The following is a 7,843-nucleotide window of genomic DNA, read 5'->3' as shown; positions in this document are numbered from 1 at the left end:
TGAAGACGGAGAGCCCCACGACGGCCGTCAGCAGCGCTCCCGCTCCGAGCAACCCCTGGACCATCCGGCGTGAGGGGCCGGACGGTGAGGCGGGGGCAGGGGGTGTCTTGGCTTCAGGCTTCGCTGGCGCTCCCTGCCAGGACCGCATCTCCTCGATGAAGGACCCCGGCACCGACGGTTCGCGGCCCTCCTGCGTCAGGTCTCCCTGGAACAGCATGCGCAGCAGGTTCGCGACGGTCATCGCGGAGAAGCGCGGGTAGTTCGAATACAGAAACCCCGCCAGGGCATCGCCGAACGCATGGCTGGATTCAAAGCGCTGAGTCCGGTCCGCGGTCAGCGCCTTCATCACGATGCTGTTCAGTTCGTAGGACAGGTCCGGTCGGTGGACGGTGGGATTGGGAATCTCGCCGCTGGTCACCCGGGTCATCACCACATGCGGAGGGCCTTCCACCGGCAGCCGGCCGCAGAGCAATTCGTACAGCACGACGCCCGTGGCCCAGACGTCGGTGCGGGCATCCACGTCCTCGCCGCGCGCCTGCTCCGGGGAGAAGAAGAGGTACTTGCCCTTCACCACGCCAGGGGCGGTCTTGAAGCCCCGCTGGAGCTGCGCCTTGGCGATGCCGAAGTCGACGATCTTGACCTGGCCCTCGTAGCCGACGAGCACGTTGTCCGGGGAGATGTCCCGGTGGACGATGCCCAACGGCTTCCCACTGCCATCCGTGCGGGTGTGCGCGTAGTGAAGGCCCCGGCACATCTCCATCGCGATGAAGACCGCGACGGGGACGGGAAGGGTGTCCAGGCCGCTCTTCATCGCGCGCTTGAGGATGCGGTGGAGGGGCTGGCCGTCCACGAACTCCATGGCGAGGAAGTACTCACCATCCACGCGGCCGAAGTCGAAGACCTGGGCGACGTTGCCATGGGACAGCGTGGCGGAGATGCGCGCCTCGCTGATGAACATGGAGATGAAGGCTTCGTCGTTGGCGAACTCTGGGAGGACCTTCTTGATGAGGACGGGCTTCGTGACTCCGGCATCGCCTACGAGCTGGGCGCGCCACGTCTCCGCCATGCCACCCCGGCCCAGCCAGGAGACCAGTTCATACCGACCGAAGACGTCGCCTGCTTGCAGTGCCATGGGCCATGCATCCTACTCAGCCCAGATTCCATGTGGGGCCGAATGGACGGCGTGCTTCTCCTGCCCGGGAGATTCTGCGGGTGAGCGGGGAAGGTGTTCCCTATGCGACGGAAAGACTCACTTCGGCGAAGCACTGGTGCTGGGAGCCTTGCTGGCGTTGCTGAGAATCTCGATGACGTACTTGCGCTTGGGGTGACTCGAATTGGCCATCTTCAGGAACCGTTGGTAGTGCTTTTCACTCATGCTGATGTCCCCGCGCCTGGCATAGAGGTCGCCCAGGAGCAGGTGGCACTCGGAGACCGTGGGCGCCCTGTTCGCGCAGGTGTGGGCGATGAAGAGGGCCCCCTCGATGTCGCCCTGCAGGGTGAGCGCCTCAACGCGGTCTTGTATCTCCCTGATGGAGCGGATGATGGCGCCGTGTGATTCCAGAAAGGGGCCGATGGATTCAGGCGGCGGTGAGTTTCTTGAGCTGGTGGCCTTTGACAGGGCAAGCCGCAACAGGTCCTGGCACACCGGATTGCTGGGGTACTTCTCCTTGCAAAAGTTCGCCATGTCGACGGCTGCCTCAATCTCCGCGTGCTTTGAGGCGTCGTGAATGTATTTCATCATCTCCCCGACCTCCTTGGCTTCCTTCTCCGAGGACGCCTGCGCTTCAGCGGGTGGTGAGGCTCGCGCGACTGCTTCGTTCGCCACCACGGGAGGAGGGGCCTGCTTCGTGGCGGGCACCGGAGGGCGAAAGGGGATGGACGGAGGCAGCTTGGTGGCGGGTTGGGGCGCATGCGAGTCCAGGACGAGCCAGAGGCATGCACCCGCCGTCAGAAGCCCGCCAACACCCAGCCCCAGGAGCAGCCGACGTGGCGACACGGGCGGTACTTCGCGCGCAAGGGGCTCGGTCGTCTCCGTGACTGGCGGTTTGGCGGCTGGGGCCCGTTGCGATTCACGGTGCTCCGCTGGGGGCGGCGCGGTGGACTCCTTCGTCACACTGGGCTCGTTCCAGGACTTCATCTCCTCAAGGAATGAGCCCGGCACCGACAGTTCGCGGCCCTCCTGCGTCAGGTCGCCCCGGAACAGAACGCGCAGCAGGTTCGCGACGGTCATCGCGGAGAAGCGCGGGTAGTTCGAATACAGAAACCCCGCCAGCGCATCCCCGAACGCATGGCTGGATTCAAAGCGCTGGTTCCGGTCCGGCGTCAGCGCCTTCATCACGATGTCGTTCAACTCCCTGGGGAGCCCCGGCCGGTGGACGTTGGGAGCGGGGATATCTCCGCGCCCCACCTTCGTCATCACCACGTGCGGAGGGCCTTCCGCCGGCATCTTGCCGCACAGCAATTCGTACAACACGACGCCCGTGGCCCAGACGTCGGTGCGGGCATCCACGTCCTCGCCCCGCGCCTGCTCCGGGGAGAAGAAGAGGTATTTGCCTTTCACCACGCCAGGGGCGGTCTTGAAGCCTCGTTGGAGCTGCGCCTTGGCGATGCCGAAGTCGACGATCTTGACCTGGCCCTCGTAGCCGACGAGCACGTTGTCCGGAGAGATGTCCCGGTGGACGATGCCCAACGGCTTTCCGCTGCCATTCGTGCGGGTGTGCGCGTAGTGCAGGCCCCGGCACATCTCCATCGCGATGAAGACCGCGACGGGAACGGGCAGGGCGGCCAGGCCGCTCTTCATCGCGCGCTTGAGGATGCGGTGGAGGGGCTGGCCGTCCACGAACTCCATGGCGAGGAAGTACTCACCATCCACCCGGCCGAAGTCGAAGACCTGGGCGACGTTGCCGTGGGACAGCGTGGCGGAGATGCGCGCCTCGCTGATGAACATGGAGATGAAGGCTTCGTCGTTGGCGAACTCTGGGAGGACCTTCTTGATGAGGACGGGCTTCGTGACTCCGGCATCGCCTACGAGCTGGGCGCGCCACGTCTCCGCCATGCCACCCCGGCCCAGCCAGGAGACCAGCTCATACCGCCCGAAGACGTCGCCTGCTTGCAGTGCCATGGGCCGTCCATCTTAAAGCCAGATTCCAGGTGAAGCCGAATGGACGGCGCCCTGCTATCCCTCGGAAGAGTTCCCGGGCCCATGGCCCACGGAAGGGGGGGCTCACTCCTGTGCGCTGGTTGCGCTGAGGATCTTGATGACTCGATCTCTCCTGGGATGGCCTTCCGGCGTGAGCGTCAAAAACCGCTCGTAGTGCTTCACACTCTTCGCGGCGTCCTTGTTCTTGGCGTGGAGAACGCCAAGCATCAAGTGGCACTCTGGGAGTTTTGGGGCCCTGTCCGCGCATGCTTGGGAGACCTCAATCGCCTCCTGGATGTTGCCTGTTTTTGAAAGCCATGCGACATGTGTTTGTATCTCGGCGATGGATCTTTCAATCGTTAAGCGATCCGCAAGGGCTGGGTAGCTGGCGACAGCGGCCGAGTAGGTGGCTGCCTTGGCTTCAGGCTGTGGTGTGTTCTGGCTGCCGTCCAGGTTCGATTGCGCGACGCGCTCAGCACTCTTGCAGTTCGGATTGTTGGGGTATCGCTCGATGCAGCGCCTGGCCAGGTCGAGTGCTTCTTGATGATTGTCTGCCTGGGAGGCCCGGTTGATGGCGAGCAGGATTCCCCGGACAGAGGTTGCTTCGTCATCAATCTCGGTCTCGGGGCTTCGTGATGGCGGTGTCTCCACGGTCGCCTTGGACGCCACTGGAGGCCGGAAGGGGATGGCAGGTGGCGCCGCGACCACAGCCGGAGGCGAATGTGAATCAATCATCAGCCAGAGACATGCTCCCACGGTCAGAATCCCGCCTGCGATCACCCCCTGGAGCATCCGGCGTGAAGGGGTGGGCGATTCATCGAGTTCCTGCGGGTGTTCAAGCGTCTTCGCGACGGGCGCTTTGACGGCGGCGACACGCCGGGTTTGACGCTGTTCCAGCGGGAGTTGTTCATCCGGCTTTTTCGTCACAGTCGGTTCGCGCCAGGACTTCATCTCCTCCAGGAAGGAGCCCGGCACCGACAACTCGCGGCCCTCCTGCGCCAGGTCGCCCCGGAACAGCACGCGCAGCAGGTTCGCGACGGTCATCGCGGAGAAGCGCGGGTAGTTCGAATACAGAAATCCCGCCAGCGCATCCCCGAAGGCATGGCTGGATTCGAAGCGCTGGTCCCGCTCCGGCGTCAGCGCCTTCATCACGATGTCGTTCAACTCCTTCGGCAGGTCCGGCCGGAGGACCTTGGGGGCGGGGATCTCTCCGCGTCCCACCCGCATCATCACCACGTGCGGAGGACCTTCCACGGGGAGCTTGCCGCACAGCAATTCGTACAACACGACGCCCGTGGCCCAGACGTCGGTGCGCGCGTCCACGTCCTCGCCCCGCGCCTGCTCCGGGGAGAAGAAGAGGTACTTGCCCTTCACCACGCCGGGGGCGGTCTTGAAGCCTCGCAGCAGTTGGGCCTTGGCGATGCCGAAGTCGACGATCTTGACCTGGCCTTCGTAGCCGACGAGCACGTTGTCCGGAGAGATGTCCCGGTGGACGATGTCCAGCGGCTTTCCGCTGCCATTCGTGCGGGTGTGCGCGTAGTGCAGGCCCCGGCACATCTCCATCGCGATGAAGACCGCGACGGGAACAGGCAGCGCGGCCAGTCCACTCTTCATCCCGCGCTTGAGGACGCGGTGCAGTGGTTGGCCATCCACGAACTCCATGGCGAGGAAGTACTCACCATCCACGCGGCCGAAGTCGAAGACCTGGGCGACGTTGCCGTGGGACAGCGTGGCGGAGATGCGTGCCTCGCTGATGAACATGGAGATGAAGGCCTCGTCGTCCGCGTACTCGGGGAGGACCTTCTTGATGAGGACGGGCTTCGTGACTCCGGCGTCGCCTACGAGCTGCGCGCGCCACGTCTCCGCCATGCCACCCCGGCCCAGCCAGGAGACCAGCTCATACCGACCGAAGACGTCGCCTGCTTGCAGTGCCATGGTTGTCCACCTTATGCCCAGACTTCCGGTTGGCCGAATGGGTGGCGTGCTTATCCCCGGGTTCGCTCGTCGTGCCCATGCCAGGAGCACGTTCCCGGTGCCCTGCCCGGAGGGAATGGCTCACTCCGGCGTGAGGGTGGCTCGGGGCCCCTTGCCAGCGGAGCCAAGGATCTGCATGACGCCCTCCCTCCTGGGATGATCCGCAGGGGCGAAGAGCAGGAACTGTTCGTAGTGGTGCTCGCTCTTCTCGGAGGCCAGCATCTTGGCGTAGAGGACGCCGAGCATGCGGTGGCACTCCGCGGCGCTGGGAACCCTGTCCAAACAGGTCTGGGCCAGTTCAATGGCTCCCAAGGTGTTTCCTTGCAGGCTCAGCGCCGCGACGCGGGCCTGGATCTCCGCGACGGTGGTGAAGGCATCCAGGTCTGTCGCTTTGAGCGGACGGCCTGCATTGCCTTTCGTGCGAGCATCCGGTGAGCGCCCGCGCTGTCGCGCCGTTCTTGCGTCCGCGGTCTTCGCTATCGCGATTTGCAGGAGGTCACTGCATCTGGGATTGCCTGGGTATTTCTCCTTGCAAAGGCTTGCCATGTCGATGGCTGCTTCCAGTTGCTCTTTCTGGGAAGCCTCATGGACGTATCTCACCATCTCGTTGACCGCGATGGATTCCCTCTCCTGTGCGCTTGGGGTCCCCACGGGCTCAAGTGAGGCCTCGCTGGCCGCGGGCACCACGGGAGCCTGTTTCGCGACGGGCGCAGGCGTCCGGAAGGGAATGGCGGGAGGCACCACGACCGTGGGGGGAGGGGAGAGCGGTTCCAGCAGGAGCCAGACGCAGGCTCCTGCTGTCAGCAGTCCTCCCACGGTCAAACCCTGGATCATCCGACGCGAGAGGCCGGGTGCTGCTTCGAGTTCCCGGGGCTCCGTCGGCTTCGTGACGGGCGCCTGGACAGCCTGGACCTTCCGGGGGAGCCGATGTTCCACCGGGCGGGTTGCCGCGGGCGCAGGAGGATCCGTCGGTTCGCGCCAGACCCTCATCTCGTCCAGGAAGGAGCCCGGCACCGAAAGCTCTCGGCCCTCCTGCGCCAGGTCGCCCCGGAACAGCACGCGCAGCAGGTTCGCGATGGTCATCGCGGAGAAGCGCGGGTAGTTCGAATACAGAAATCCCGCCAGCGCATCCCCGAACGCATGGCTGGATTCAAAGCGCTGATCCCGCTCCGGCGTCAGCGCCTTCATCACGATGTCGTTCAACTCCTTCGGCAGGTCCGGCCGGAGGACCTTGGGGGCAGGAATCTCTCCGCGTCCCACCCGCATCATCACGACGTGCGGAGGGCCTTCCACGGGGAGCTTGCCGCACAGCAATTCGTACAACACGACGCCCGTGGCCCAGACGTCGGTGCGCGCGTCCACGTCCTCGCCCCGCGCCTGCTCCGGGGAGAAGAAGAGGTACTTGCCCTTCACCACGCCGGGGGCGGTCTTGAAGCCTCGCAGCAGTTGGGCCTTGGCGATGCCGAAGTCGACGATCTTGACCTGACCTTCGTAGCCGACGAGCACGTTGTCCGGAGAGATGTCCCGGTGGACGATGTCCAGCGGCTTTCCGCTGCCATTCGTGCGGGTGTGCGCGTAGTGAAGGCCCCGGCACATCTCCATCGCGATGAAGACCGCGACGGGAACAGGCAGCGCGGCCAGTCCACTCTTCATCCCGCGCTTGAGGACGCGGTGCAGTGGCTGGCCGTCCACGAACTCCATGGCGAGGAAGTACTCACCATCCACCCGGCCGAAGTCGAAGACCTGCGCGACATTGCCGTGGGACAGCGTGGCGGAGATGCGCGCCTCGCTGATGAACATGGAGATGAAGGCCTCGTCGTCCGCGTACTCCGGGAGGACCTTCTTGATGAGGACCGGCTTGGTGACTCCGGCGTCACCTACGAGCTGCGCGCGCCACGTCTCCGCCATGCCACCCCGGCCCAGCCAGGAGACCAGCTCATACCGACCGAAGACGTCGCCTGCTTGCAGTGCCATGAGCCGTCCATCTTAAAGCCAGATTCCAGGTTGGGTTGAATGGACGGCGCGCTTCTCCTGCCAGGTCGCTCAGCGTGTCAGCGAGTGAAAAGAGTCTGGCCAGGAGGGCTGGATCATTCCGGTGCCCGGGTGGCGCTGGCGTCCTTGCTGGCATTGCCGAGGAGCTCGACGACGCGCGCCCGACGGGGATGATCCGCGGGGGCGAGCGCCAGGAACTTCGCGTAATGCTTTTCGCTCTCCGCCCGGTGGTTGAGCTTGCCGTGGATGTCCCCGAGCATGAGCTGGCACTCCGGCATGCTGGGGTTGTTCGCCGCGCAGTCGTTGGCCGCTTCCAGTGCCGCGTCGTATTGCCGGTTCTGGACGAGCCCGGAGACCCTGAGCTGGATCTCCTGTTGTTTGGTTTTGACCAGCTCGGAGACCTTCTGCTCGACCTCGTTCTTCTTGGACCTCACCAGATCGAAGACGCTCTTCTTCTCCTCGGGGGCCTTCGGTTCGGTGGGCGCGGGCTCTGGGGCCGTGGGGACGGCACTGGCCGTGACGATGGCCGGGGCGATTGGCACCGGTGCGCTGACCTCCGGCGTGGCCGCGGGCGCGGCGGCCTGGGCGCGCGGTGCCGCACGGCCTGGCTTCGCGGCGGTCTTCCGGGGCACGGGTGAAGGACGTACCTCCTCCTGCGCTTCGGTGGGCGCGTCGGTCGGGAGCTCGGCCACGGCTTCCTCCACCGCCGGGGACGCGGGCACGGGCGCGGGTGGTTCG

The 7,843-nt window shown here is 65.2% G+C and carries 4 protein-coding genes and 1 pseudogene; all 5 read right to left on the bottom strand.

The window, feature by feature from the left end:
* The coding region (locus D7V88_RS36000) for a serine/threonine protein kinase (protein ID WP_147449009.1) at positions 1 to 1,132 on the bottom strand (1,132 nt) is incomplete at its 3' end.
* A gap of 117 nt (positions 1,133 to 1,249) precedes the next feature.
* A complete protein-coding gene (locus D7V88_RS35995) occupies positions 1,250 to 3,121 on the bottom strand; it encodes a serine/threonine protein kinase (protein WP_120545115.1) in 1,872 nt (623 codons plus the stop codon).
* 102 nt (positions 3,122 to 3,223) lie between these two features.
* Positions 3,224 to 5,074 (bottom strand): serine/threonine protein kinase, encoded by a 1,851-nt coding sequence (locus D7V88_RS35990; protein ID WP_120545114.1) that lies wholly within the window; start codon positions 5,072 to 5,074, stop codon positions 3,224 to 3,226.
* 120 nt (positions 5,075 to 5,194) lie between these two features.
* Positions 5,195 to 7,087, bottom strand: a complete 1,893-nt coding sequence (locus D7V88_RS35985) for a serine/threonine protein kinase (RefSeq protein WP_120545113.1) — start codon at positions 7,085 to 7,087, stop codon at positions 5,195 to 5,197.
* A 113-nt stretch (positions 7,088 to 7,200) separates the two neighbouring features.
* Positions 7,201 to 7,843, bottom strand: a pseudogene (locus tag D7V88_RS35980) (hypothetical protein); the annotation flags it as partial.

Origin of the sequence: Corallococcus terminator (assembly GCF_003611635.1) — a bacterium.
Taxonomy (GTDB): domain Bacteria; phylum Myxococcota; class Myxococcia; order Myxococcales; family Myxococcaceae; genus Corallococcus; species Corallococcus terminator.
The sequence above is the reverse complement of the archived record's forward strand: the minus strand, read 5'-3'. Positions and strand labels throughout refer to the sequence as shown.